The 24,939-nt window shown below is 43.7% G+C and carries 19 protein-coding genes and 2 tRNA genes; 16 read left to right on the top strand and 5 right to left on the bottom strand.

Going from position 1 to position 24,939, the window contains the following annotated elements:
* Positions 1 to 116: 116 nt before the first annotated feature.
* A complete protein-coding gene (locus tag AC2SLM_RS01310; protein WP_486551503.1) occupies positions 117 to 1,868 on the bottom strand; it encodes an amino acid ABC transporter ATP-binding/permease protein in 1,752 nt (583 codons plus the stop codon).
* Positions 1,865 to 3,742 carry a thiol reductant ABC exporter subunit CydD gene (cydD, locus tag AC2SLM_RS01305; protein WP_486551502.1) on the bottom strand — a complete coding sequence of 626 codons (1,878 nt, stop codon included), beginning with the start codon at positions 3,740 to 3,742 and terminating at the stop codon, positions 1,865 to 1,867. The genes AC2SLM_RS01310 and cydD overlap by 4 nt, the downstream gene beginning before the upstream one ends.
* Before the next feature lie 667 nt (positions 3,743 to 4,409).
* Between cydD and AC2SLM_RS01300 the strand changes: the two genes are divergently transcribed.
* The 16 genes from AC2SLM_RS01300 (at position 4,410) to nemA (ending at position 22,342) form a co-directional block, all read left to right on the top strand.
* A complete protein-coding gene (locus tag AC2SLM_RS01300; protein WP_486551501.1) occupies positions 4,410 to 6,008 on the top strand; it encodes a cytochrome ubiquinol oxidase subunit I in 1,599 nt (532 codons plus the stop codon).
* Positions 6,001 to 7,137 (top strand): cytochrome d ubiquinol oxidase subunit II, encoded by a 1,137-nt coding sequence (cydB, locus tag AC2SLM_RS01295; RefSeq protein ID WP_486551563.1) that lies wholly within the window; start codon positions 6,001 to 6,003, stop codon positions 7,135 to 7,137. Before AC2SLM_RS01300 ends, cydB begins: the two co-directional genes overlap by 8 nt.
* A 27-nt stretch (positions 7,138 to 7,164) precedes the next feature.
* The gene (cydX, locus tag AC2SLM_RS01290) at positions 7,165 to 7,320 is read left to right on the top strand and encodes a cytochrome bd-I oxidase subunit CydX (RefSeq protein ID WP_486543717.1); all 156 of its coding nucleotides are present in this window, start codon (positions 7,165 to 7,167) and stop codon (positions 7,318 to 7,320) included.
* 176 nt (positions 7,321 to 7,496) lie between these two features.
* Positions 7,497 to 8,798: a glutamate-1-semialdehyde 2,1-aminomutase gene (gene hemL, locus AC2SLM_RS01285; protein ID WP_486551500.1), complete on the top strand. Its 1,302-nt coding sequence runs from the start codon at positions 7,497 to 7,499 to the stop codon at positions 8,796 to 8,798.
* Positions 8,799 to 9,311: 513 nt separating this feature from the next.
* Complete coding sequence (gene ppx, locus AC2SLM_RS01280) at positions 9,312 to 10,832, top strand: exopolyphosphatase (RefSeq protein ID WP_486551498.1); 1,521 nt, start codon at positions 9,312 to 9,314, stop codon at positions 10,830 to 10,832.
* A 68-nt stretch (positions 10,833 to 10,900) separates the two neighbouring features.
* Positions 10,901 to 11,710, top strand: a complete 810-nt coding sequence (locus AC2SLM_RS01275; protein WP_486551496.1) for an acetyl-CoA carboxylase carboxyltransferase subunit alpha — start codon at positions 10,901 to 10,903, stop codon at positions 11,708 to 11,710.
* 194 nt (positions 11,711 to 11,904) lie between these two features.
* Positions 11,905 to 14,226 (top strand): FdhF/YdeP family oxidoreductase, encoded by a 2,322-nt coding sequence (locus tag AC2SLM_RS01270; RefSeq protein WP_486551495.1) that lies wholly within the window; start codon positions 11,905 to 11,907, stop codon positions 14,224 to 14,226.
* Positions 14,227 to 14,230: 4 nt separating this feature from the next.
* Positions 14,231 to 15,217: a formate dehydrogenase accessory sulfurtransferase FdhD gene (gene fdhD, locus AC2SLM_RS01265; protein WP_486551494.1), complete on the top strand. Its 987-nt coding sequence runs from the start codon at positions 14,231 to 14,233 to the stop codon at positions 15,215 to 15,217.
* Positions 15,218 to 15,387: 170 nt separating this feature from the next.
* A complete protein-coding gene (gene tilS, locus AC2SLM_RS01260) occupies positions 15,388 to 16,989 on the top strand; it encodes a tRNA lysidine(34) synthetase TilS (protein WP_486551493.1) in 1,602 nt (533 codons plus the stop codon).
* 140 nt (positions 16,990 to 17,129) lie between these two features.
* Positions 17,130 to 17,978 (top strand): pyrroline-5-carboxylate reductase, encoded by an 849-nt coding sequence (gene proC / locus AC2SLM_RS01255; protein WP_486551491.1) that lies wholly within the window; start codon positions 17,130 to 17,132, stop codon positions 17,976 to 17,978.
* 216 nt (positions 17,979 to 18,194) lie between these two features.
* On the top strand, positions 18,195 to 18,716 hold the full coding sequence (locus tag AC2SLM_RS01250) for a YggT family protein (protein WP_486543725.1): 522 nt from the start codon (positions 18,195 to 18,197) through the stop codon (positions 18,714 to 18,716).
* Between the two features lie 242 nt (positions 18,717 to 18,958).
* Positions 18,959 to 19,048 (top strand) — tRNA-Ser (locus tag AC2SLM_RS01245).
* 162 nt (positions 19,049 to 19,210) lie between these two features.
* Positions 19,211 to 19,287, top strand: a tRNA-Arg gene (locus AC2SLM_RS01240).
* A 296-nt stretch (positions 19,288 to 19,583) separates the two neighbouring features.
* Positions 19,584 to 20,249 carry an RDD family protein gene (locus AC2SLM_RS01235; protein ID WP_486543726.1) on the top strand — a complete coding sequence of 222 codons (666 nt, stop codon included), beginning with the start codon at positions 19,584 to 19,586 and terminating at the stop codon, positions 20,247 to 20,249.
* Positions 20,250 to 20,486: 237 nt separating this feature from the next.
* Positions 20,487 to 20,978, top strand: coding sequence for a hemerythrin domain-containing protein (locus AC2SLM_RS01230; RefSeq protein WP_486551490.1), 492 nt, complete (start codon positions 20,487 to 20,489; stop codon positions 20,976 to 20,978).
* 263 nt (positions 20,979 to 21,241) lie between these two features.
* Entirely contained in the window at positions 21,242 to 22,342 is a 1,101-nt protein-coding gene (gene nemA, locus AC2SLM_RS01225; protein WP_486551489.1) for an N-ethylmaleimide reductase, read from the top strand.
* Between the two features lie 126 nt (positions 22,343 to 22,468).
* Here the strand turns inward: nemA and AC2SLM_RS01220 are convergent, their stop codons facing one another.
* From AC2SLM_RS01220 to nadD, 3 genes are all read right to left on the bottom strand, one after another.
* Positions 22,469 to 23,203, bottom strand: a complete 735-nt coding sequence (locus tag AC2SLM_RS01220) for a pantothenate kinase (protein ID WP_486551487.1) — start codon at positions 23,201 to 23,203, stop codon at positions 22,469 to 22,471.
* A 202-nt stretch (positions 23,204 to 23,405) separates the two neighbouring features.
* The gene (gene rsfS / locus AC2SLM_RS01215; RefSeq protein WP_486551562.1) at positions 23,406 to 23,780 is read right to left on the bottom strand and encodes a ribosome silencing factor; all 375 of its coding nucleotides are present in this window, start codon (positions 23,778 to 23,780) and stop codon (positions 23,406 to 23,408) included.
* Positions 23,781 to 24,005: 225 nt separating this feature from the next.
* Positions 24,006 to 24,857: a nicotinate (nicotinamide) nucleotide adenylyltransferase gene (nadD, locus tag AC2SLM_RS01210; protein ID WP_486551486.1), complete on the bottom strand. Its 852-nt coding sequence runs from the start codon at positions 24,855 to 24,857 to the stop codon at positions 24,006 to 24,008.
* Positions 24,858 to 24,939 lie beyond the last annotated feature (82 nt).

Genomic DNA, 24,939 nt, shown 5'->3' with positions numbered 1-24,939 from the left:
CTAGTTGTCTTAGTCTACTGCTTAAACAGTCTATGATTTATATAAAAAGAAGCCTCCTAATATATTAGGAGGCTTCTTTTATGGAATCGAACAAAGGTATTATTGTTAGCGCTAGGTTAAGTTAAATGCAAAGTTTGGTGTGGCCCCATATCCCATTCATGATGGCTAACGATAATTAAAATATCATTTTGTTGGTGAGTGCGGACACTTTGCCAGACTTGCTCTCGTGTCTGAACATCAAGACCGGCAAAGGGCTCATCTAATAGTAAGACCCGATGCGACTTTAAAAGTAGCCTTGCTAGTGCAATGCGCCGTGCCTGACCACCTGAAATCGCAGTACCATATTCACCTAAAGGCGTATACAGTCCTTGCGGCTGTGCAACCAGCCAATTGCCCAAACCCACTTTATCTAACACCTCAATTAATTCTGAGTCACTGGCATCTGGCTTACCCAAGCGTAGATTAGCCGCCAAACTTTGATCGAAGATATCCAACTGCTGCCCCAAATAGCCCAATTGATCTTGCCAATCATAATCAAACCAAGATTGACCGTTTAATAACACCTCACCTGAGAGCGGGGCCAATTCACCTGATAGCATGAGTAACAGTGTCGATTTACCGCAGCCGGAAGGCCCTTTAATCAAGAGTGGTGTGCCAGAAGTGATATCAGCGTTGACATCTTGTGCGCCAACAAGCGCTGTCGGGATTTTGGCGGTGACTTGATTGAGCTGAGCATGAAGTGCGCCCTTAGGCAGAGGTAAATCATGATGTTGACGTTGACTATGAGTAGAGGCTTGGGTGGTATCAACATTTTGGTTAAGTAGCGCATTCAATCGCTCTTTTGCGGCGATGCTATTGCCAAGCGCCAGATAATGCTGCCCTAATGGTACGATAATCTCTTGAATACCTAACAATCCTAAAGTTACGGCCAAAATGAGAGGCACATTAATCTCAGCTGTGAACGAGCCCTGCGTCATATTGAGAATGGCAAATAACACGACCAACACAACAGCATAAAACAGCCACTGAATAACAAGTATATAAATAGAGCGCTGCTTTTGCGCTTGCCATTCAAGCTGTTGCAAGTGGTCGTCTTGTTTTACATAGCCTTGTGTCTGAGGATGCCACTGTCCCCATAATAATAGCTGCGTAATAATCGCTAGCGGAGAGAGTAGCTGCTGCCGGCGTGATTCAGCAACTTGGGACAAGACTTTGGCATGGCGAATACCGCGAAGCGTCGATAATAGAGGTAGTGTTAGACTTGCCGCTAATAAGCTGTAAATAATTAGCTTGGTAGCAGGGTTAACCGGCAACGCCCAACCAATAAATAGTGCTAACAGCAGTACAGACAAGCTGCCAATAAGCCAAGGCGACACCACACGTAAGATAAACTCATCGAGCTTATCAATGTCACTCACCAAACGGTGCATATATTGTGAGGTCTGCAGCGTATTACGTTGCTGAGTTAACGGCAAAGCGGCTAAGCGTTTAAAGAATCGTAAACGCAGCGCTTTTAATAAGTTGAATACCGCATGGTGGGACACCATCAGCTCGCCATAGCGCCCCGCAGTACGTGCCATGGCGAGCATACGAATAATGCCAGCCGGTAGCATATAGTTAAAGCTGTGCGAGCCCACGGCAATGAGTCCGGCTAAGGCAGCACCCGTGATAAACCAGCCCGATATCATCAGCAGCGCAATCATCGAGATAGCGGTCACCAGTCCAAGTAGCCAAGAGATGAGCCATAAATCAAATGAGGGTTTAAACATATCGCGTAAGCGGAAAGTCGGCGACTCTGGGGCAGCAGATCTAGAAGGCTCAACTACTGAGGATTTAGCTAATGGTTTATGAACCTTTGGATCCGTCATCGTTGCTCTCCTTGTACAGCGGCTTTTGGTAGAGACAGCTTAACCACCTTATCTAACCAATTTAGCTGCTCGTGAGCATGCGTTACCCAAATGACGGTCTTACCGCGGCTGACCTCTTCTAATAACTGGTGAATATGCTGCGCTGTATCGGGGTCTAGATGCTCGGTTGGCTCATCAAGCAGCCATAAGCTATCGTCTCGTAGTAATAATTGCGCAATGCCTAAGCGCTGCTGTTGCCCGCCTGATAAGCCCTTGCCACGCTCGCCAAGTTTGGTATTTAATCCCTCAGGTAACTGCTCAATCAGCGACCACAGCGATACTTGCTGTAATACGGCAATTAACTGCTCATCACTGGCATTTGGGCTGGCAAGACGTAAGTTTTCAGCGATGGTGAGCGGCATTAGCGCTACTTGCTGCGCAAGATAACCCATATGTTGACGTAATTGCGATTTGCTGATATCGAGTAGGTTAATATTACCAGTTGTTGAGTTGTTCTGGTTAGAGGGTGATGAAGCTTGGATCGTCTTTGAAGTGACTAGGTTTATCTGACCTTGATAGTCGACAAAGCGCATAATGGCTTGTAGCAAGCTTGATTTTCCACTGCCACTGTTGCCGATTAAAGCCACACGCTCGCCTGCGTTTATCTCAAAACTGATAGGCGCTAATCGAATACGCGTTAAGCTTGGCTGCGCAGGCTGATCTATAGCAGCCGGCATGTCTTCTGTATTCACCTGTATGTGTGTGGTCTCAGTACTGTCTATATTGATTACAGGCGCATCAATACGAACCTCTGAGAACTGCAAGCCAAAGGCGTGTGATAAATCTATATTGGATGTTGATTGGGGAGCTTGTTGCTCGGTGCTCAGCTGAGCGGCTTGAACAATGGGCAGCAAACTTTGTACCGCGCCTTCTGCTTGGGCTTTGGCATGGTAATCTGCGCCCAATTGACGTAGCGGCGCATAAAACTCTGGTGCTAATAATAGGATAAATAGTGCGCCGAAATACGGAACTGGCACGTGGCCTTTATCCCACGGCAAATTACCCATCAGGCCAAAACCAAGATACACCGCTACCAGAGCAATACTCAACGCGGCTAAAAGCTCTAACACTGCGCCATTCAAAAAGGCGATTTTTAATACATCCATAGTGCGGCGGCGATAATCCTCGCTACTATTGGCAAGATCACGCTCTGCAATGTGTGTCGCTTGCAAACGTTTAAGTGTCGGCATACCGCGTATCCAATCTAAGAAGCGTCCACTTAATTGCGACAACGCTTCAAATTGTGCGGCACTTTTACGTGCGGTTAGATGACCGATTAAAATCATAAAAATAGGCACCAATGGTGCAGTCATAAACATCAGCGCTGCGGCAAACTTACTTTGCCAAGCCACGGCAATCAGCAGAATAATCGGAGTGCTCACCGTAACTTTTTTTTGTACGCTAAAGCGGCTAATAAACCCATCTAGTGCATCGGTCTGATCAATAATCTGACTTGATAAACTACCGTCATTGCCAAAATAACGTAAGTTTGGCCCCAGTGTGGCCATTGTCGTCAGTAAAGACTCTCGTAATTCACCGCGAACCTTTAAACTGGCTTTTGTACCCAGTAATTCACGCCCTGTGTTAAGCACTGGACGCAGCACAAAGCAGAAAACAAGTCCCCAATACCAATTTAAAGATACCCCTGTAGATAATGGTTGCTGCTGAAAATAATTATTCAGCCAAGTGCTAAACAGACTGGCAAGTAGCCATGCTTGCCAAACAAACATCAGACAACTAATAATCGTCAATAACCAAGCCATGTTCAGTGCTCGACGTACCTTATTAATTAGCTGTTTTAAAAAGTCTTTTTCAGCATGAGAAAGTGTTGCCATAGGGTTATCTGTCTTAGGTAAGGGAAGCGAAAGTTACGAGATACAAAAGGTAAAGGAGGGGAGTAAAAATTAGGTATAAGCTTATGTAAACATTCTAAGCCTTACAGCAATGAAAAGCCAATAGCTGACAACCTCCTTATCAAAGTGGAAACACAAGCGTATGATTTAATAGTATGGCCTAGTTTGATATCACCGATAAATTAGACTAGCTATGATGGCTAAAACAATCACGTTAAGATATTATAGGGTTAATTAAACCCATAGTTATATTATGGTTTTATTAATATTCTCGCAGTCAACTATTTCTTCGAATAATATTAATTATTAGATTTTATCAATTAATAAGCTATACCTGAGTATATTATATATAATAGTATACAAATAATTTATGACTGTCTCATCTGCTAAAAAGTGGATAAGTCACAGATAAAGTCGTTTATATTTATAGGATAATTTATTTGCTGGCATCTTATGGGTTCACAAGATGTTAAAAATTATGGGTAATGTAGGATTAATCGCTCAACTGATTTAATAGTACGTAAAAGCGGATGAATAGGGATATGAGTCATAAATGTTGCCATCATTGATGACGGCTTGCTTGTTACTGCCTTGTACTATGTCAATCAAGTAATGATGTGGCTTAATCCTTCTTTTTAGGAGGTTTGGTATGATTACTGAACATCTCGTTGATATATCCCGTTTGCAATTTGCGGTGACGGCACTGTACCACTTTTTATTTGTGCCTCTGACATTAGGTATGGTCTGGATTCTGGTTATTATGGAATCAGTCTATGTCACCACAGGTAAGCAAATCTGGAAAGACATGACGAAGTACTGGGGCAAGCTCTTCGGTATTAACTTTGCTTTAGGGGTGACCACTGGGATTACGATGGAATTCCAGTTCGGTACCAACTGGGCATACTATTCACATTACGTGGGCGACATCTTTGGTGCACCGCTCGCTATTGAAGGCCTTATGGCATTCTTCTTAGAATCAACTATGGTTGGCCTTTTCTTTTTTGGTTGGGATAGATTATCACGCACTCAACATCTGATAGTCACCATGTTGATGGCACTGGGTACTAACCTTTCAGCGTTATGGATTTTGATTGCCAACGGCTGGATGCAAAGTCCGGTTGGGGCAGAGTTTAGTTACCAGACCATGCGTATGGAGATGGTAAGCTTCTCTGAAATCCTATTCAACCCAGATGCTCAAAACAAATTCGTGCATACGGTCTCTGCCGGTTATGTGACCGCTTCTGTATTTGTGCTGTCTATTTCTGCGCTTTATCTATTACGTAAGCGCGATGTTGATTTTGCCAAGCGTAGTTTCCAAGTGGCCTCAGCCTTTGGTATCGCCTCTATCTTAAGTGTGATTATATTGGGCGACGAATCTGGGTACTCAATCGGTGCGGCTCAGCAAACCAAGATGGCAACCATTGAAGCCATGTGGCATACCGAGCCTGCACCAGCAGCCTTTAACCTAATTGCAGATATCAATGAGGAAGAAGAGAAAAACGATTGGCAAATTCAAATTCCTTATGCCATGGGTATTATTGGTACCCGCTCGTTTGATAAAGAAATTCCTGGTATTCACGACATTAAAGAAGTCAACCGCGAGCGTATTCAGCACGGTATCGTCGCAGTTGGCTTGCTCGAACAGCTGCGTGAAAATCCGAATGATGACACGCTAAAAGCTCAGTTTGAAGCAGTAAAAGACGACTTGGGCTTTGGTTTATTAGTTAAAAAATATACTGAAGATGTCTCTCAAGCCACGCCTGAAATGATTCAAAAAGCAGTGGATGACACCATTCCATCAGTCAGACCTATGTTCTGGTCATTCCGCGGTATGGTGGGTCTTGGTTTCTTAATGTTGGCACTGTTTGTAGCAAGTATGTGGTATACCGTCAAGGGTACCTTCGCTGAGAAAAAATGGCTATTAAAATGGGCGGTGGTTATGCTACCTGCACCTTGGATTGCCATTGAGCTTGGTTGGTTCGTTGCTGAATATGGTCGCCAACCTTGGACTATTTATGGCGTGTTACCGACCCATTTATCAGTGACTAACTTTAGCGTAGCCAACGTATATGGCTCATTAGCAGGCTTTGTTGGTTTCTACACTATTTTACTGATTATTGAAGTTTATTTGATGGTCAAATACGTGAAGTTAGGCCCTGCAAGCTTAGGCACAGGGCGCTACGACGGCGAGACACCACGTGATGTCACACCGGTTGGCAGCAAGAAGGAGGTGGACCATGTTGTTTGATTATGAAACGCTAAAAATGATTTGGTGGTTACTGGTCGGCGTCTTATTGATTGGCTTTGCCATCATGGATGGTCATGATATGGGCGTGTGTACGCTGCTGCCTTTTGTGGGTAAAGATGACGACGAGCGCCGTGTGATTGTCAATACGATTGGTCCACACTGGGAAGGTAACCAAACTTGGTTTATCACTGCCGGCGGTGCGCTATTTGCAGCATGGCCAATGGTTTATGCGCTAGCCTTTAGTGGCTTTTATTGGGCAATGATGGCGGTGCTTTGGGCGTTGTTTTTCCGCCCAGTGGGCTTTAAATACCGTAACCTAATTAAAGATCAAAGATGGCGTAACGCTTGGGACTGGGGCCTGTTTGTTGGCTCATTTATCCCTGCCGTGGTCTTTGGCGTGGCGTTTGGTAACTTATTCTTAGGCGTGCCATTTAGCTTTGATAACACCATGCGCTCAACCTATACCGGTAGCTTCTTTGAGTTATTAAATCCATTCTCTATATTATGCGGATTGGTGAGTGCGACTATGCTTATCATGCAGGGCGGTACTTACCTTGCTCACCGTACTGAAGGTTTGATTCAATCACGTACGGTAAGATACACCATGATGGCAGCATTAGCGATGGTGGTATTATTCGTCGGTGCAGGCTTCTGGATTCAGTCAATCGATGGCTATGCTATCGTTTCTCAGATTGACCCTGCTGCACAGCCAAACCCATTAACCAAAGAAGTGGTGGTACAGCCAGGCGCTTGGATGGCGAACTTTGAAACCTATCCTTGGGCATGGGCATTCCCAATCTTGGGTGTGGTAATGCCATTATTAACCATGGCGCTGTTAAAAATCGGCAAAACATTAACGGCGTTTGTTACTTCTAGTATTGCGGTGCTGGGCGTAATTATGACAGCGGGTATTTCACTATTTCCGTTTATTATGCCATCGTCATCACATCCTGATGCCAGCTTGACCATTTGGGACAGTGTTTCGAGTCACTTAACGCTCATGATTATGTTGTACGTGGTGGTACTACTTCTGCCTATCATCGTTTTCTATACCAGCTGGGCTTATAGCGTCATGCGCGGTAAAGTAACGGTCGCTTATATCCGTGAAAACGATCACACAGCGTATTAAACGCACGACTAATTTTAGGAGAACACTATGTGGTATTTTGCATGGATATTGGGATTGGGCTTCGCCGTATTACTGGCGATTGTCAATGCGATTTGGCTTGAGTATGGGCAAGATCGTATCGATGCCTTCCATCCAAAACCTAAAGAAACCAAAGATCCAAATTTAGAGAAAACGCCTAAATAGGATTTAGCATTCCAATAGGTCTTATAAAAATAAGGCTACAAAGTGGGCTCATCAGAGCCCGCTTTTTTTTGTTAAGATAGTCATCATAAGTGCTATCCCCATTTTTTAGAGTCGTAACCTTTATAATCAAAAAAGATAACAAGGTTTTTATTCATCTGTGAAATAGAGTCATTATTATGAGTACTAAAAACGAACAACTATTCTTACAAGCCAAAAAACACATTCCAGGTGGCGTAAACTCGCCAGTACGTGCCTTTGCCGGTGTCGGTGGTACGCCTATCTTTATGCACAAAGCAGCCGGCAGCAAGATTTATGATACTGAAGACAATGAGTACATTGATTATGTGGGTTCGTGGGGCCCAATGATTTTGGGTCATGCGCATCCAAAGGTCATTGATGCGGTGAAAGCGGCTGCTGATGACGGCTTAAGCTTTGGTACGCCAACCACGTTTGAAACCTCGGTTGCTGACACCATCTGCGATATCGTACCAAGCGTTGAGATGATTCGTATGACCAGCTCTGGTACGGAAGCGACCATGAGCGCAATTCGCCTAGCACGTGGTTATACCGGCCGTGACAAGATTGTTAAGTTTGAAGGCTGCTACCATGGCCACTCAGACAGCTTATTGGTAAAAGCTGGTTCTGGTATGCTAGATATCGGTGAGCCCACGTCACAAGGCGTGCCAGCCGACTTTGCTAAGCATACCATTACGCTGCCTTATAATGATCCACAAGCAATCAAAGACTGCTTTGAGAAGTGGGGCGATGAGATTGCTTGTGTGATTGTTGAGCCAATCGCTGGTAACATGAATATGGTTGTACCAACTCAAGAATTCCATGACACCCTGCGTGAGCAGTGTACCCAAGGTGGTGCGGTGCTAATCTTTGATGAAGTGATGACAGGATTCCGTGTGGGTCTTGGCGGCGCGCAAGCTCATTTTGGGATTAAGCCAGATTTGACCTGTTTTGGTAAAATTATTGGTGCAGGTTTACCAGTAGGCGCCTTTGGTGGTAAACGTGAAATTATGGAGTGCATCGCTCCGATGGGCGGCGTGTATCAGGCCGGTACCTTGTCAGGTAATCCAATCGCCATGCGTGCTGGTATTGCCATGTTTGAAGACTTAACCGTTGATGGTTTCTACGACCAAGTCGCTGATAAAGTCACTTATTTAGTCGATGGCATTCAAGCCGCTGCAGAGAAGCACGATATTGAGCTGCGTTCAACGAAGCTTGGCGGTATGTTCGGTCTGTTCTTTGTGAAAGGTGCAGACGTGCAACTACCTCAAAACTTTGATGAAGTCACCGCTTGTGACATGGATAAATTTAATACTTTTTTCCATGGCATGTTAGAGCGCGGTATTTATCTGGCACCATCGGCTTATGAAGTTGGCTTTATGTCATCTAAGCACTCAGCAGAAGATTTAGATGCGACTATTAAAGCAGCAGCTGACGTATTTGCTGAAATGGCTGCTGCCTAGCGTTGTGTCAATAATTTACAAATAAGAGACATACGTTAAAAATGCATGATTCAGGACTTGGCTTCATACAATACTTAAACTATATTGAGCCAATTATTGATGAATGACAGTAAGCAATATCATCTAGGTTAATACGAGGTCTTTCTTATCCTAATTGGGTTTACCTAATTAGGATAAGTAGGGCCTTTTTACATTTAAATCGCTTATTCTAAACGCTGGTTAATCATAACAAAGGTTATACCAAGTGCAGCAAGCCAACATAACGATATATAAGCTCACTTGCGCCTGTTTGGCATAAGTGATTTAATGCTAATAAGCTTTTCAACTGTGTTTAGTCAGGCTATCTTTGTTAAAATAGGCGACAGATTTTTTATGGATACGCATTTGTTGAATTGTCTATACATGTCTTATTAACCTCTGAGTCATTAAAGACAGAAATGTGTATTATGGAACCCATTATATAGCCGGCATTGATGCCAGCTACTCTATTAATTTAAGGTAATAAACGCGCATATGCCTAATAACTTCCTAGCGAATAATGAGCTTATGGCAGCCATTGATATTGGCTCTAACAGTTTTCACCTTGCGATTGCCCGTCTTGACCATGGTGAGGTTCGTAAAATCGCGTCTATGTCTGAGAAAGTGCAGTTAGCAGCAGGCTTAGATAGCAATAAGATTCTTAGCGAAGAAGCACAGCAGCGAGGTCTAGATTGCCTATCACGCTTTGTGGGCAGACTTGATTCAGTATCAGCAGACAGATTACGTATTGTGGCAACCAACGCATTGCGTCAAGCAAAGAATGCCGACGAATTTATTAGACGCGCCAATGAAATCTTGCCTAAGCCGATTGAAATTATCGCTGGCCGCGAAGAAGCACGTTTGATTTATCTGGGTGTATCACATACCAATGCCTCTAGCGATAAGCGCTTAGTTATTGATATCGGTGGTGGCTCAACCGAGTTCATTATTGGTCAAGAGTTTGATCCTCTGCTTACTGAAAGTTTGCAAATGGGCTGTGTGGCGTTCACTCAGCGCTTCTTTGATTCAGGTGATATTGATGAGGATTCGTTTAATGATGCCATCGCTGCTGCCCGTAAAGAAGTGCTCGGTATTAGTGGTACCTATCAAAAGACAGGGTGGAGTAGTGTGGTCGGCTCTAGCGGGACGATCAAAGCGGTACGTAATGTGTTGGTCTCGAAAGGCTGGGCCGATGAGCAAGAGCGTATTACCTATCAAGGCGTTAAAAAGCTACAAAAAGAATTGATAGATATCGGACGCGTTGAAGATATTGAGTTAGAAGGCGTGAAAGAGCACCGTAAAGCAGTGTTCCCTGCTGGAGTTGCTGTGCTACGTGCGTCGATGAAGGTTCTGGGGATTGAAACCATCGCCTATTCGGATGGTGCGCTACGTGAAGGGGTAATGTACGATATGCTTGGGCGCTTTGCCAGTGAAGATGTGCGTGACCGCAGTGTACAAGCGCTTATCGTACGTTATTCAGTGGACAAAAAGCAGGCAGAGAGAGTCGTTAAAAGCAGTCAGCAATTGTTTGAGCAAGCACAAGAGGCGCTAGGACTAAGCAGTGAGGACAATGATTTACTGCGACGCACCGCCTATTTGCATGAGATAGGTCTTGCTATTAGTCATAGCAGCTATCATCATCACAGCGCTTATTTACTCGAATATTCAGATATTCCAGGGTTTTCGCAAGTCGATCAATTGCGTATGGCGCAGCTGGCGCGCACTCATCGCCGTAAGCTTAAAACCGAGTACCTAGAGCAAGCAAAGTCTATTGGTGGTGATTCGCTGGTGTATTTGAGTTTGCTATTGCGCTTAGCGGTACTGGTGCATCGTAGTCGCAATGAACACGATAAAAGCGTGCTAAAACTGGTCATTAACGACCCTAGCGATTGGCAGATTAATGTCGCTTCTGACAGCGAAGAGTATCCACTATTGGTCTCTGATTTAAATGACGATGTGGATCAATTCAAAAAGTGGGGCGTAAAGTTAAGCATTGTCTGTGAAGCGAGCGCTTAACACCTACCGCTACCGGATTTAATGATTACGATTATTAATATAAGAACGATAAAAACTAAGGACGTATCATGAGTGCAGTTTGGGACAGTGTTAGCTTAGCAAGACATGCCAAGCGCCCTTTATTTATGGATTATGTAGGGCAGCTATTTACTGATTTTGATGAGCTACATGGTGACCGTGCGTTTGCTGATGACAGAGCGGTCATCGGTGGTTTGGCACGCTTTAACGGTGAACCGGTACTGATTATTGGTCAACACCGTGGCCGTAGCACGCGTGAGCGTATCGCACATAACTTCGGCATGGCGTATCCAGAGGGCTATCGTAAGGCGATTCGTTTGGTCAAATTAGCTGAGCGTTTTAAATTACCGGTGATGACCTTTGTGGATACGCAAGGCGCCTATCCTGGCGTTGGTGCAGAGGAGCGCGGGCAAGCACAGGCGATCGCAGAGAGTATCGCCACCTTTAGTAGCCTCAAAACCCCCATCATTGTGACCATTATCGGTGAAGGCGGTTCAGGTGGTGCGCTTGCCATCGGGGTGGGTGATAAGGTAAATATGCTGCAAAACAGTATTTATTCGGTCATCTCACCAGAGGGCTGTGCTTCTATTTTATGGAAAACAGCGGAAAAAGCACCTGAAGCATCTGATGCGTTAAAGCTTAATGCTGATAACCTATATCAGCTTGGTCTGATTGATGCCATTGTTGATGAAGGCGTTGGTGCTCATATTGACTCAAAACTGGTCATGACTAATTTGCAGCAATTGCTGACTGAGCAGCTAAATGAGCTGAAACAGATAGATACCGAGCAATTGGTTGAGCAGCGTTATGCACGGTTAAGAAGCTTTGATTCGACAGTCAGCCTCAGTCATCCCGCTTAGCTGATCCTCTTATTTAATTTTAAAGACATGCCCTAGCGCATGTCTTTTTTGTGAGCATTGGTTTTTGTTTTTCATATTGTATGCAATTTGCTAAACAATGTACCGCATTCCCATATTTGACTTATACTGGTTATATTACTGTTTTTTAAAACTCTATATTTTTAAAATCCCATACGTTCATTTACGAGGTCGTTATGCGTAAAATACCTGTTTACAATCATCCCGCCGCTGGCTGGTCAGCTTTGCTTGACTCTAGCCGTGTTCTGATGGATTACAAAGCCTTCTTACGTGGTAGTGTCAGTGTGCTTGGGAGTAATCAGCCCAAAGGTGGTTTTGATTGTCCAGGCTGTGCATGGCCGGATCACAAGACGCATAAGACCATTGATGTGTGTGAGACAGGGATTAAGGTATTGGCCAGTGAGACCATGACCAAACGTGCCGACGCCTCGTTTTTTGCCAAGAATCCAGTTAAAGAGTTACAAAAATGGTCGGGCTATGAGCTTGAGCAAGCAGGGCGTTTAACGCAGCCGATGCGTTATGATGGCAAACAAGATCGCTACGTGCCAATAGCTTGGAGCGATGCATTTGTGCGTATTGCTGAGCAGTTAAAAAGCTTGGCATCGCCTGATGAGGCACTGTTTTATACTTCAGGCCGAGTGACCAACGAGCCGGCTTTTATGTATCAATTGTTCGTACGCTGTTTTGGTACCAATAATTTACCGGATTGCTCAAACATGTGTCATGAACCAACCTCTGTGATGTTATCAAAGCAAATCGGTGTTGGTAAAGCTACCGTGGTGCTCGAGGATTTTGAGCAAGCAAAACTGATTTTAATGTTCGGTCAAAACCCAGCGACTAACCATCCACGTATGCTTGAGATGTTAGCGCATGCGCATAGTGAGGGTTGCCGTATTATTTCTATTAACCCCATGCGTGAGCAGGGTTTACAAAAATTCAGAAACCCTCAAAAAATCACACATATGGTGGCCGGTTCAAGCGACGATATGGTTGACGAGGTTATTCAAATTCAAATTGGCGGTGATGCGGCGTTACTCACTGGCCTAGCCAAATGGCTGATTGAGAATGACAAGATTAATAAGCCATTTATTAACGAGCATACTTCAGGCTTTGATAATCTAAAAACATGGATTGAAACACAAACGTGGGATGATATCGAGCAAGGCTGTGGTATCAAACAAGCAGACATTGTTGAGCTTGCAAAACTCGTTGCTGATAGTCCAGCAACCATTTGTACGTGGGGTATGGGGATTACTCAGCACGTTCAAGGCGATGATAACGTAGCCATGGTAACCAACTTATTATTGTTAATGGGCATGATAGGAGTAGATGGTGCAGGCGCGTCGCCAGTGCGTGGGCACTCAAACGTGCAGGGCGATCGCACCATGGGTATCCATGAACGTCCAGCCAAATCTTTGCTTGATAGCTTAGAGCAAGTTTTTAATCGTCCGATGCCGCAAGAGAATGGCTATGATGTGGTGCAGGGCGCTCAGGCCCTGATTGAAGGTAAAATCAAAGCCTTTATGGGTATGGGTGGTAACTATTCGGTAGCCGCTCCTGATAGCAAGGCTATTCAACAAGCGCTTACCAATAATCAGCTCAATGTCTTTGTGGCGACCAAGCTTAATGAAACCATGTTATACCCAGGTGTGGATAATATTATCCTACCTTGCCTAAGCCGTACTGAGAAATTTATTACCGCCAAAGGCAATCAGTTCGCCACTATTGAAGATTCTATGTGTCAGATTGTACCTACAAAAGGTACCTTGTCACCCATTAGCGATCAGCTCAAATCAGAAGCACAAATCGTAGCCGGTATGGCAATCCATTTGTTTGGTTCAGACACCGATATTGATTGGCAAGCGATGAGTGAGGATTACGACCTGGTGCGTGACTATATTGCCAAGGCCATTGATGGTTTTGAGGACTTCAATACACGTATTCGTGAACATGAGCGTGGTTTCCATTTATATCATCCGGCGCGTCATCGTGAATGGAATACGCAAACGGGTAAAGCACAGTTTGAGGTCCCTCATTATCCGATTACTTATGTGGCTAAAGAGATGCAGCAAACCACAGCAGCGCATCATAATGATGGGGCAGATATAAATGACACCAGCAGTAAACGGCAAGGTGGTAAACAGCAGGCGATTTGGCAATTTACCTCAGTGCGTAGTCATGATCAGTTTAATACCACTATCTTTGGTCATGAAGACCGCTACCGTCAGACTAAGCGCCGTGATGTGTTGTTTATGCACCCAGATGAGATGAGCCGTATGGGCTGGAAGGAAGGCGATAAAATTACTGTGACGCGCAATGACAGTCACGGCAAACCGCGCCGTCTAGGGCCGTTGGTATTAGCTCAAATGGACATTGCTGCTAATGCAGTCGCTGCGTATTATCCTGAGTGTAATGACTTAATGGACTTAGACAGCCACGCGCCTGACTCCCATATTCCTTCTTACAAGTCCGTCACTGTGATGCTAGAGCGGTGTTAACTTAATGATAGCTGCTATTAAAGAAGAGCCTGTTTGTGATGAGCCGATGAGTGTTGATGCTTTAAAACAGCAGCAGACACCGTTGGCACGCACGCATGTGACTCAGCGTGACTATTATCGGCAAGATGGCTTGGCTTTAAATGATATTAATCACAATCAAAGTCCATTTGATGCGGCTTGTTTGTCAGAAACATTGGCGGTAGAAGCGGCCGTTGCTATTGTGATTAATGGCATTCATTATGCGGTATTAATGGCTAGCCCCAGTGAGCTTGAGTACCTTGCATTAGGGTTCTTGTTTAGTGAAGGGTTGATTCAACACAGCCGAGACTTGCTTGATTGGGAGATTACTCACATAACGAGTGCTTTGGATTTGCAGAAATTTAGTGGTGGCAGCGTGGAAGAGTCATCGACGCTTGAAACGCTTGAGAGGCTGCAACAGCAATTGCAGGATTATGATGCCTATGTGGTAGAGCTGACTTTAAATCAGCGCAGCCATCAACGGATTCAGGCACAGCGTCGACAGTTAGCCGGCCGCACTGGCTGCGGCATGTGTGGTATGACAGGGCTGAGTCAAGCATTGCCCGATTTAAGCGACTATAAAAATCCGATAACTAACAGGCCGTCTCTTGGGCAGCTATTGAGCATACGTCATCAAATAGATGCGGCTCAAGTTACTCATCAATTGACCGGTGCAGTGCATGCGGCGGCTACGTCGTATCAAGGTCAACTGTATCTGTTCGAGGATGTGGGTCGCCACAATGCGTTAGATAAACTAATCGGCTGGCAATTACGCCATCAGGCTGATATTGATTGTGTGGTTATGACCTCAAGGCTGTCTATTGAACTGGTGCAAAAGGCAGTACGCTGTAAGCTGCCTTGGCTGGTGGGGATGTCGGCTCCGACCAGTACTGCGGTACGTGTGGCACAGCGTTATGGGTTGGGACTCGCAGGATTCTTAAGAGACAACAGAGTGACTTATTATTCTAATTAGCTGTCTGTTAGAAACACCGTTTTTCTAGAATAATTTTGTTGGTCATGGCTAACATTTATCCTTATCCAATGCTGCTTGTGCTTTTCTCTTATTGATCTCACGATAATCTATAAGCGCACTCCTTTTTCCCTCTTTATTTTAGTCCCTTATTTATTAACGATACTCTTTATATGACCGCTACAGATGCTTTATTCCAAGCTTTGCTTAACAGTTTTCAACAGTATGCCGATCATTTAAACGGCAAGCGGATATGGCTAGCATGTAGTGGTGGACGTGATTCGCTCAGCTTAGCATTGGTTTGCCGTCAGTTGTTCGATACTGGTCAACTGCCTTTTTTGCCGCAGCTGCTTCATGTAAATCATGGCATGCAGGAGGCTAATAGTGCTTGGGCGCAGCAAGTTGAGCATTGGTCGCGACAAGCAAAGATGCCATATACAGTTTTGTCCCTGCAGTTGACTGAAAAAACAGAGCAGGCAGCACGGCAAGCACGTTATGCAGCTATGATGGATGTTATGAATGACGATGACGTATTGCTATTAGGTCATCATCAAGATGATCAGGTAGAGACCGTGCTGATGCGCTTATTTAACGGGGCAGGGGTGACAGGGCTTAGCGGTATGCAGGCATGGCGTTATAAATCTGCGACAACGAGTATGGCCAATAATAATATAGGTCATCGGTCTTGCACTACCAAAGGCGTTTATTTGTGGCGACCTTGGTTAACCGTCAGCCGCACACAGATTACAGGTTATGCTCATTTGCAGCAGTTAGACTATATCGATGACCCGACCAATGTGGGTCATGATTTAGAGCAAGCTAGTAGCATAGATGATATAAATGATGAGGCACTCAATGACAGAGCATGGCTGCGTAGCGTGTTAATGCCACGGATTTTGCAGCGTTATCCTCAGGCGAATGCGTCAATCTCTCGTAGTAGTCAATTGCTTCAAGATGCCAGCGGCATTGTTAGTAAGCAGGTACAGACAGATTTACAAGCGGTTTGTCTTACTGAAGATGATTGTCAGGGAGTGCTAGACATTGAGCGATTACACTATTTATCTAGTGCTCAGCAGTCGGCATTAATGCATGCTTGGCTGTCGCCAACCCAGACAGAGCTGCCACCATCGAAGCGTCTGGTTGATGACGTGTTAGTGTTGAGTGCGCGTAATAATACAGATCATCAAACCAGTTTGTATTGGGACAGTGGCGCATTTCAATATGAAATTCGTCGTTACCAACATAAGCTATATCGCCTACGTAGCCCGTATATTGATTGGCTGCAAGTCCCACCTGATACCCAACATATCGACCTTAATAAAAATAATATTGAAAATACCCCCAACGATATTGGTTTAAAGTCAGCTAATAGACACTTAGATATTCATTGGAGGCTGCAGGGTATTCAGCCATTAGCAGCTGCTGTATTTGAGGCTTTTAATACAGTAAGCCCTATAAATCAGCTGTCACCATCAACTATTCAAAAAGTGACACTAAAGTTTGAGCCATTGCCCCGCAATTTAAAGGTATCGCTGGCAGGACGGTCAGGGCGTAAATCCGGTAAGAAGCTACTTCAGGCTTTAAATCAGCCTAGCTTTATGCGTCAATCCGTCGCATTATGCTCGCTTAATTTAGTTGCAAATGATGGCACTACTTCTATAGTAGACATGCCTTTATTTATTGTTACTGCTGATGCGATTACCCTTTTAGAGAGTCCTTTGGTAAATCCATTAAAGGATATAACTACCAATCATCTACTGAGCGTCACTCGATAAATGCGCTGATTGCAGCAACATAACCGGCAAAGTGTTGTGATACACTAACCCTCATGACCACAAAAGGCTGACTATTCAGCAGCCTAGTCTCACTTAAAATAATAAACGACTGTATTCGTATTCATTAAAAGGAGTGGAAGATGTCACAACTTAAAGGTAAAAAAATTAGCTTTATTGGCGGCGGCAACATGGCTCAGGCACTGATTAGTGGTCTAATCGGCCGTGGTATTAAGCCAAATGATATTACGGTTGCTGATCCATCAGCAGATATTCGCGATAACTTAAAAAGCCAGAGTATTAACACCGTAGACCCGACTGGCAATACAGAAACGGACAATTCACAGATAGCGGTTCAGACCGCTGATGTGGTGGTATTAGCAGTGAAACCACAAGTAATGAGTAAAGTTGTGGCAGATTTTGCTGATGTGCTTGATAACCAGTTGGTTATCTCTGTTGCTGCCGGTTTATCAACCGATAGCTTAAGCAAAATGTTAGGCGGTTATCAAAACATCGTCCGTGCTATGCCAAACACCCCAGCGATGATTCAAAAAGGCGCAACTGGTCTTTATGCCACTGACGCCATTAACGAGACTGACAAACAGCTTGCCGGTGCTGTGATGGCAGCGTCTGGTCTTATTAGTTGGGTAGATAGTGAGGAGCAGTTACACGCAGTGACCGCCGTTTCAGGATCAGCGCCTGCGTACTTCTTCTATATGATTGAGTCAATGATTAGTGCTGGTGTTGAGCTTGGTTTGGATGAAAAGCAAGCCGCTGCATTAGCGATGCAAACCGCACTGGGCGCGGCACAAATGGCCATTGCCAGTGATGAAACACCAGCTGAGCTTCGCCGTAATGTGACCTCACCAAATGGTACGACTCAAGCGGCTGTAGAATCACTGCAAAAAGATGACTTGGGTCAAATTATGAAAAAAGCGATGCAAGCATGCTACGACCGCAGTGAAGAGATTAGCAAAGAGCTCGGTCAGTAAAGTAACATCCCACATCAAACTGTTTATTTTAACAATAACCTTTTGACATCAGCTAAGCAGATAACGCCCGTTGTCTGCTTAGTGTACAATACGCCTGTATGTTTATCAGTCGATGAGATATTTGTTGATAAATCGCCCCTAAAAGTCACATGAGTAAGAGTATGTTGAATGACTAGTTCTTTAATCCCCTTATTTAATATGATAATAAGCTTTGCTATGTTGCTTATTTTCATTCGTTTTATGTTGCAGTTCGCAGGCTTTGAGCGCAACAACCCATTAGTTGAGCCTGCCTATAGAGTTACCAGCATTGTTGATGTGTTTGGGCGTATATTCCCTACTGTAGGGGATGGACGAGTAAGCTTAGCGGCAATCGTACTTTTATTTTTGTTAAAGCTGATTGATATTTCAGGAAATGCGGCATTATTAGGCTATGGCTATTCGCCTATTAAACTGTTTTTTACTGGAACCTTAGATTTGATTTTAAGCTTCTTGAGGGTGGCGCGTTATTTAATTATCGGCTCTATTATTATTAGCTGGATTGTGATGTTTACCCAAAAGATGCATCCGATGATGGCGATTATTGTCCAAATGGCCGAACCAATCTTAGCACCATTTCGCCGTATTACCCCAAATCTAGGTATGCTTGATTTGTCACCGATGATTGCTATCTTTGGTCTATTATTGATTGAAATCTTTGTGAATATTATCGCGCGTAACTTATTGCCGATGCTGGGTTAATCGATTTATTAGCCAGTTATTTATAATAATTTGCACCAGGCTATTGAATAGCAGGTTTTTGTAGAAAACGAGTATTGCTAAAGTTGAAGAATAGAGCCTAAATAAGCAGTGATTTGTACTAATTTCAATAAACTACGAAATCTGGCTTGCAAACTCATTTTAGTTTGATATAATACTCGCCCACAACATGAGGTAACTAGCTCCTAGAGTTAACTACCAAAAGTTGTGATTTTAGCAGTTACGGTGAAGTGGGTGAGTGGCTGAAACCGCACCCCTGCTAAGGGTGTATACGTTAACGCGTATCGAGGGTTCGAATCCCTCCTTCACCGCCATTTTGATTGATTAATCTCGAAGTCATTTTTAATCAGATAACTTCGTAAATAATTAAAAAAAATATTGACTACTAAAATTATATGACTATAATAGTCATCCTGTTAACGGCAACCAACATTGCTCCTTAACAGAATAAGTTAGACATTATCATCAGATAATATGCGCCTTTAGCTCAGCTGGATAGAGCACTTGGCTACGAACTAAGGGGTCGGGAGTTCGAATCTCTCAAGGCGCACCATCTAACCTATATCAAATTAATCGCCCATGAATGGCGGTTTTTTTTATGCCTGTGTGTTTTGTAAATACGTGCGGCACCTCTTATACTCTCCTTACCCTCCTGCTCGCAATCTACTCTATATTTAGTTTATCTTCTCTCGTAGTTCGCTATTCAAATATTGTTTTTATTATCTGTCTATTTTGCTTCTTCAATGATAGACAAGCTTATAACGGGTATTGTCTGTCAGTTCGGCTAAAATACGCTACAATACATCATCTTTATCATGTGTTTGCCAATATCAGGTTGTCTGTATCGTCATGTCTAAAAACAAGCTATCGCGTCGTCCCAAAGCCACTGCCAATAATACCAATCAATCATCACTGCGCCCGACTGGTATCGAAGGGGTTAGTATCTCTGGTGAGCCGGAAATTGCTAGAGCCAGTACTCGTGTTATCGCGATTGTCTATGACGGTATGCTGATTTTAGCGTTGCTGTTTTTGGTGGGTACGGTATTGACCGTACTCGGTACTATGATGACGATGGAGACGGGCGTGACCTCAGATGAGGCACAAACTCTGCCTCAGTGGTATCAAAACTTAGTATTAACGCCGGCCTTTATTTTAACTTTGATTGGTTTTTATGGTTTGTTTTGGCGCCGGGCTGGACAGACGCTAGGCATGCAGACATGGCGCTTAAAAACAGTTGATAGCAATGGCCAGTTATTAACCTGGTCAAAGACAATGCAGCGTATTTTGGCCGCCTGTGTAGTGCCGCTGCTCTGTGGTCTAATTGGCTACTTATTTCATGGCTCACGTAGCGCGATGTTGGCCAGTGCCTTTTTTGGTTTGATTTTTAATTACGTATTTTGCCTATTTAATAGCCGTGGCCTTGCAGTACATGACATGCTATCAAATACGGTCACTTTAAAAATGCCGAAGATTCATCATCAAAGCCTACTTAAATCGCTTCGCAAGAAAAAGTAGATTGAGCTAAATCTATAGCTTAAATCTCAATCACTTAACATGCTTCTCTAATCTATCGGTATAGAAAGTCGCCAACGCAAGCCATTCCCAAATAAGAATGGCTTGCGTTATTCACATGCCCACACAAAATATATGGGAAGCATGACAGTATTGGACCTTCTGTGGCCTTATAATAATCTAATAACACCGTATTGATTTAATTGAGAGTTAATTTGAGAGTTATTAGAGGAGAGAGTCATGAGTAAACAAAACGAAAATAAACAAGATAATGTGAATCTAGATGCAGATATTTTCACCGCATTAATCACCCAACACGATAAGCAGCGTGACCTATGTGATAAGCTTGAGAGCGAAAAAGATCATAAAAAATGCCAATCTATCTATGAAGAATTAAAGCTTGAGCTACAAGCACATGCTGCTGCGGAAGAACGTCATTTGTACATCCCAGTGATGCAGTATGACGACGGCCTTGATTTGTCGCGTCATGCGATTACTGAGCATCACGAAATGGATGAGTTAATGGGCACTATGGATGATGGCCGAATCAGTGAAGAGACGTGGGATACGACTTGTGAAGATTTAATTGAGAAGGTGCGTCATCACTTACAAGAAGAAGAAAATAAGTTCTTTAAAGAAGCACGCCGTATTTTAGATGATGATTTGCAGCAGCGATTGGGTGCCTTGTATCAAGTAGAGCATGATGAGTTTCTTAAGAACCATGAAGCCTAATAAGTTAGGCAATAGAAAATACAGTAAAGTATAAAATAGCGATTTAAATCTCATGTAAATTTAGCTCGCTATTTTTTTTATGATTAGCTATCAATAAAAAACCCACTGCTGTGGGTTTTTTATTGTCTGTTTATAATAAATTGTAACGACCGGTCTAATTGCACTTTGATTTTTAGAAAACTTCTTCATAATAGGGCCTGTCTAAATTCTAAATTTTGGATTTATAGCTTTTTATAGTTCCCGCAAATACAGAGGAATCAATCATGGCACACGAAAAATTATTCGAATCGATTACTGTTGGTGCAAATACCTTGAAAAATAGAATCTTTTTGGCACCGTTAACCCGTCTACGTGCTGTAGAGCCTGGCGATGTGCCAACTGCTTTAGCTGCTGAATACTACTCACAGCGTGTTGGTGCTGGTCTAATTATTGCTGAAGCGACTCAGGTGTCATTGCAAGCAAAAGGCTATGCTGGCGCACCTGGCGTGCACACACAAGACCAAATAACAGCGTGGAAAGTAGTCACTGATGCGGTACATGCCAAAGGTGGTAAAATTGTGCTACAGCTGTGGCATACTGGTCTGGTCTCGCATGACAGTGTTCAGCCAGAGGGCAAAGCACCTATTTCAGCGTCTGATGTTGAGGTGGGTGTCCGCACCACGTTACGTGATAGCAATCACAATCCGATTCGTGTTGAGGCGACCAAGCCACGTCCTGCCACTGAAGAAGAAATCAAGCAAGTCATTGCTGACTTCGCTCAGGCCACAAAAAATGCCAAAGAAGCAGGCTTTGATGGTGTAGAAATCCATGGCGCGCATGGTTATTTATTACATCAATTCTGGGCAGAACACACCAACAAGCGTACCGATAACTATGGTGGCAGCCGTGAAAACCGTGCGCGTTTGATGCTAGAGGTGATTGATGCTTGTGTTTCAGCATGGGACAAGGATCACGTCGGTATCCGTATTTCGCCACTTGGTACGTTCAATAATGTCGAAGCTGGTTACAATGAAGACGAAGCCGTTTGGTTGGTTGAGCAAATCAACAAGCATGGCCTGATGTACTTACATTTATCTGAGCCAGATTGGGCAGGTGGCACTCCTTACTCAGATGACTTTAGAGCCAAATTGCGTCAAGCCTTTACCAATACGATCATCGCTGCTGGTGGTTATACTGCAGATAAAGCAGAGCGAAACATCAGCGAAGGTTATATCGATGCCGTGGCCTTTGGTCGTGACTATATTGCCAACCCAGATTTGGCTGAGCGTATTCAAAAAGGTGCTAAGTTTAACGAGCAACGCCCTGAAAGCTTCTATGGCGGCGGTGCAGAGGGATATACCGATTATCCTTTTATGAGTGAATAAGGCTCAGTCGCTAGTAAAAATAATGACTGTCGAATTATTCTCATCCATTAAATCAAAAAAACGCCATGCTAATTAGCATGGCGTTTTTAGTTCAAACAGTATTTATTAAATAGACGGCATTAGTGGTTAGCTAGAAGGCTGCTGCTCGAAATAGCGCATCAAGCCATTTAATAATAAGTTCTCGCTAATATGAATTGGCTGAACGATATGCTGCGCTAGGATAGAGGCATCGCCACCAGTTAAGATAAACTCGTAGTTGGGATTGCAGCGAGCGATTTCATTAATAGCGCCCACAATGGATAATAAAATACCACGGTGTACTGCATCTGCGGTGGTGGTACCTTGAGTAATGCTATCAAAAGTACCTGCAACGATGCTAATTTGCTTAGTACCAGAGAATAACGCCTCACGTTGCAAATAAATACTGGGGAAAATATAGCCACCAATATGATGCGCATGATCGGTTAAGTCGATGGTCAATGCAGTACCGCAGCCGACGATACATTGATGCTTTTTGCTGTCGACTGCGCCTAATATTTGTAGCCAGCGGTCAACGCCTAATTGATTGGCATCATAGTCACTGGTGAGTAGGGGGTGCTGAGCATCAACATGCACAAACTCAAAAGGCACGCATAAAGTTGCTAATGACTCTGCCACTTGAGCATTGACCTGCTGCCCAAGTACTGAGGAGACGCCGATAAACTCAGGCGCAAGGTTGGCAAAGCGATCGGTCAAGCCAATGAGTAGCTCGGCAGGGGCCTGTAAATGCTGCTTGGCATCACAGGTAATGATTTGACCTATGTCATCGGTCAGCCAGTATTTAAGGCGGGTGTTGCCTAAATCGAGCCATAGCTTTGCCATGTATCCGCTCCCAATTGATAAGTTAAATAAATAGGCATACTGCTACTGTACCCAAAATTATGTAGTAGCGATTTTAAATTCTCCCACAACATTTTAAAGTTGCTGAACTGTAAAATGAAGTAGTCTTTCATATGACATAAAAAAGAAGACGCCTATCTGGCGTCTTCTTTTTTGGAGCGTATTTAACAGAAGCTAATCCATCTTAGCGTTCGCTTAAATCACGAGCAACCAACTTTTTAAGCTCTTCAGGTGATGACCATAGGCCTTCTAGGTCATAGAACTCACGGGCCTGACGGGTCATGATATGAACAATCACGCCGCCTAAGTCAACCAAAGTCCAATCGCTGTCTTTTTCGCCTTCACGGCCAAGTGGCATAAAGCCTTCTTTTTTAGCCGTCGCGCCTAATTGATCAGCAAGCGCATTAACATGACGCTTTGAGGTACCTTCTGCGATAACCATATATTCCATAACGTCTGTCAATTCAGAAACATCCATTACGGTAATGTTTTTGGCTTTTACTTCAGTTAGTGCTTTTTGAACCATTTCAAGACAAAACTGTAGTCGCTCGTCGCTCATTGGTGCTTTTTGTGTCATTTCTATCGTCATAATTTTCCTATAGGAAGTTGTCTTTTTGTTGTGGGCTAAGCCCGTTCATCAAAAAGGGTGTTCAAGTATTTGGGTGCGTGCCGATTTGGATAATCAGCGCCGTCATAAATTTGGCATACGACTTATTGGTTAGTGATTTAGGGGCAATATAGAGGGTTGTAGCAATGAAGTTGCGAGTCTCTGACAGTCATTAACTCAATTGGCGTCGTATAAATTATTTTTCATGATATACGAATAAACAGGGTGTGGCAAAGTAGATTTTACGATATCTGTCTGAGCCTGCGTCAATGCATCACGAATACCGCTGCTAGATATGGGTTTGACACTGTGCGCATCTATATAGATGCAGCCGTGGGTGGCATATTTCAAGTCTGTACTTGAAGACACCACAGCCGATTTTAATTTTTCAGGTAATAAGTCAGCAATCGCTTGTTTTGATTGTAATTGGTCACGAGGTATCACCCACAGGTGAGCATAATCTATTAATTTATCCGCATCACGCCATTTTGATAGGCTGGCAATATTATCTGCACCAACGATAAAGACCAGACTATCTGTGGGAGTAATTTGACGTAAATATTGCAGCGTATCAATGGTATAGGTAGGCGGTGTTTGCCAAATCTCATACTCAGATACCTTAAATGCTGAGCGGTGTTGTGGCTCAAGCTTTCTTATCAGCTGACTAATGGCAAGCTTTAGCATGTTTAATCGGTGCTGCGGTTCTGTACTTTTTGTCTTTAGAGGGGAGCGCGGCGTGGGCATAAAATACGCCTGCACATTAGTAACAGATGTCTCCGTTGCTAGTTGATAATAAACGTGGGTAAGCATAGCAATATGGCTGTTATGAATGGGGTCGAATGAGCCGCCCAGATACACCTGTATGGACGAAATGATATCAATGTTATTAACTGTGGTATCCGTTTGCACAAGTTTTTCATCTAGTGCATTTGATTGCACAGGCGGTGACAGATTTGAATTATTGACGTTCATTAATACAATTTCCAAGAATAATTGATTGATAACCGCTTTTAGAGCTTTAAACTTCAAATAAAATGGCCAACAGTAACTGCTGGCCATTTTATCCTTTATTGATTCAAGCAGGATATACCAGCTTTAAATACTGCTATTA

This window comes from Psychrobacter sp. CX16, from assembly GCF_057396245.1.
This window is presented reverse-complemented; position numbering and strand designations above follow the sequence as displayed.